The organism is Streptomyces atratus (assembly GCF_040655115.1).
GTDB lineage: Bacteria > Actinomycetota > Actinomycetes > Streptomycetales > Streptomycetaceae > Streptomyces > Streptomyces atratus_D.
In genome coordinates, this window is the sequence record NZ_JBFAJH010000128.1 from 1 (window position 1) to 3,258 (window position 3,258).

At 67.6% G+C, this 3,258-nt stretch carries 2 protein-coding genes; both read left to right on the forward strand.

Annotation, left to right across the window (positions count from 1 at the left end; genetic code table 11):
* Positions 1-67 precede the first annotated feature (67 nt).
* Positions 68-1,138, forward strand: coding sequence for a hypothetical protein (locus AB0I23_RS41325; RefSeq protein ID WP_359118408.1), 1,071 nt, complete (start codon positions 68-70; stop codon positions 1,136-1,138).
* Positions 1,139-1,655: 517 nt separating this feature from the next.
* Positions 1,656-2,999, forward strand: a complete 1,344-nt coding sequence (locus AB0I23_RS41330; RefSeq protein ID WP_359118410.1) for an endonuclease domain-containing protein — start codon at positions 1,656-1,658, stop codon at positions 2,997-2,999.
* The last annotated feature ends 259 nt before the right edge of the window (positions 3,000-3,258 follow it).

The following is a 3,258-nucleotide window of genomic DNA, read 5'->3' on the forward strand; positions in this document are numbered from 1 at the left end:
TACCTCACGCCCCACGAGACACGCCTGCGTTTCCAGCAAGACCAGGACCTCGCGGCATAACAAGATCGTGTCCAAGATCACGGGGAAACTTCACGGAGCGTGGACGGAGGAGTCGGTCGCGTGGCCGGCGCTGCACAGCCGCGACATTGTCGTCATGGGGGAACGGGACCTTCCGCTGGCGACAGCGTGGGTGCGTAACCCCGCCGCCGAAGTCCACGTGCTGGGACAGCCCCGCTTCGACGCGCTCGCTGGCCTCGGCCGTGAGGCACAACGGCGGTACCTGGAGAAGTTGTTGGCGCCCGGTAACCGCCGTGCTCCTGCCCGGATCGCGGTGTGGTCCTGCCAGCCGTTCAGACCCGATCGACTCAAGGCCCAGGCAGTCCTTCTCCTGGACGGGCTGCGTGCGGCGGACGGCGACTGGGGGCTCGTCATCGCTCCGCACCCGGCACAGAGCGCCGACACCTTGTCCCCACTGCTCCGGCGTGACGGAAGGCCGCTCGCGGCCGTGGCCGATCCGCGAGTCGGCGCTCGGGGCTGCCTCGCTGGTGCCGACGCCCTGGCGAGCGCCTACTCGACGTGCGGGATCGAGGCAGCTCTGCTCGGCGTCCCGGTCCTCGAAATCGTCCTGGATCATCCGAACGTGTCCCAGCGGACGGTCCCGCCGGACACCTGCGTCCTTCCTCAAGCTGGAGATGGGATCTTGGGTGGCCCGCTTCAGCGACACAGAATTGGCCGCCACGAGCCTGGTGCACTGGCGCTCGACCTCGCTCACCTCGACAAGGGCACGGAAGCACATGAGTCGACTATCGCAGCACTCATCGAGCACCTGGCACGCCAGCACATCGAACTCCGCGGACATGCTCGCAACGCTCCCCGCTTCGACGCAGGCTGGTCACGTGGCGACGACGTCTTCATCGCCGAGGTCAAAAGTTTGGCCGGTGCGAGAGAAGACCAGCAGATTCGGCTGGGGATCGGGCAGGTCCTCGACTATGCCCATCAGCTCCAACTAGCGAGGACACGCGGTCGAATGCGTCCTGTCTTGGTCCTGGAGAAGCAGCCGACCGACTCAAGGTGGACCTCGCTCGCGGAGGCCAGCGGGATCCTGCTCACATGGGCTCCCGACTTCGCTGGGTGCTGATGTTCGAGATCGCCCGAAGAATCACACGGCGGAAGTTGGCGGCTGGTAGATGACCATGCGGAACCTCGTCGCGTGAGTTCAGAGAAGACGCCGCTGTCGGAGCCCTTCTTGTACTCGACATTACCGACCGCAGGAGCTCGTGCACCGGCTCTGAACTGCGACTTCTCATAGACTACATGTCCGACGGGGAGTTGGGGGCATTGCTGTAACTCGTCCGAGCGGTCTCGGTGTTGGTGGTGGTCCTGCAGGTCTCCTGCAGTGTCCTTCGAGGATCTGCCGGTGACGCTGTCCTGCCACTTTGGCTCGCCGCGGGACTCTGTTGCTCAATTCGTCTGGGCTCGGGAACCGCTGATGCGCGAGGGCGACTTGCCCGGTTCCTGACGTTCTGGTGGTGAGGCTACGGGCACGGGATGTGCTGACAAACCAGATGCTCAGGAATAGGGAGTTGCGGGCGGCGGCCCCGCTGACCGAGGCGCTTGGAACCCGTTGCCGCGTTGCAGGCCGTTAGCCTGTCGGTATGTCAGAACGTGTCATGCCCGGTCGCACGGACGGCCTGATCACCCTGGGTGCCGCGGACGCTCTGTGGGTCGATTTGACGGCCGACAGTGCTGTGCCGACGGCTTCTGGGGCATTCACCTGCTCTCCTGCCCGTGTCCAGGTGAGGTACGTCCTGCTCGGCGGCCATGTGGTGGCGACGGTGAGGGCGAGCAACGGTCAGTGGAGTGTTCCGGAAGTTGAGGTGCGCCGGGCGGCCGCGGAACTGAACGCGGTTGGGATGGATCGGCAGGACCTGGTCCGCATCGGTCCGTTTCGTGGGGCGCCGAGGCAGGAGTGCAACGAGGAAACGCCGCTGCGTTGGCGCCAGCGCATCAAGGGGGAACTGCAGGAGCTGGGCGACCCCGAGCGGGCAGCACGACGTGAAGCCGGCCGGCCGTACCATCTGGCGGGGATCGACTGGCGACAGCTACTCGTGGAGCAGACCCGCGACGGGACGCAGCTCACGTGGTGGCTGCCGCGCGCTGTGGTCAGGCTGCTGGACGCGGCCGAGCACGCCGAAACGCAGTGGGTGCAAGCCGCGCGGACCCGCCAGGCAAGCGCAGCCGTCACCGAGCCGCCCTCCCACCCCCGGCAGGCCCGAGACGCCGACGGTCGGCAGACGACGAGCCCCGAGGGTCCCACCGCCTCACTGCACCCGTACAACAAAGAGCTGGAAGGCCAGCTGTACTCGGTGCTCAGCAGGAAGCCCGGTACCTCCCGCAGGGTGGCTGGGTGGGCGTGCGCCGTCTGCCGCACTGCGCCCGCCGCCGTCCTCGACCACTGCCACGAACACGGCTACGTCCGCGCCCCCGTCTGCCAGTCCTGCAACACACAGGAACGCCCCGACCACCTGTACAGCAACGACATCCGCGTGGCGAACCGCTACACACGCCTCTTCCACACCGACACCGACGACTGGCTCCGCCACTGGCACCGCTGCCCCGGCTGCCGCGCACGCACCACCCTGCCCCTGCCGCACCTCGCCGCATGGACCGCCCACATAGCCTGCCGATCGGTGCGCCCGACCCACCGCGCCCCCCGCGGGCGCAAGCCCTGCGGTGTCCTGCGCGTGTCCTGGACGGGCAGTCAGAACGCGCCCCGTTCCTGCCTGCTCACTGTCGCCGTCGACTTCTGCCCCTCCGGCGAGCACCGTGTCCTGGCGCGAGTCCCCTACCGCGAAGCCGCCGAGCGGTTTCGTGCCTGGTTGGCCGAGACGGCCCCTGCCGTGGCCGCCGCGGCCGGTCCTGACCGCCTGGACGGCCTCCCTGCCCAGTCCCGGCCAGTCATCGCGGACACCAGCGGCGAGGACCTAGAACTGTTCTGAGCGAGCACCGGGAGACCCGACACCCCAACGTCACCCCGCAGCTGCTGGCCCCCGACACGCTCACCCCGCACGCCCCAGCGAAATGCGCAGCAGAGTCCCGCGGCGCAGTGTGCGTCACAAGATCGGCGCGCTGCTTGTCACCAAGGGTGCCGGGAACGGGTCACTGAAGTTTCCCCGTGATCTTGGACACGATCTTGTTATGCCGCGAGGTCCTGGTCTTGCTGGAAACGCAGGCGTGTCTCGTGGGGCGTGAGGTAGC

Coding starts and splice junctions, on each gene's coding strand:
- AB0I23_RS41330 (WP_359118410.1), top strand. CDS start 1,656: ATGTCAGAACGTGTCATGCCCGGTCGCACGGACGGCCTGATCACCCTG.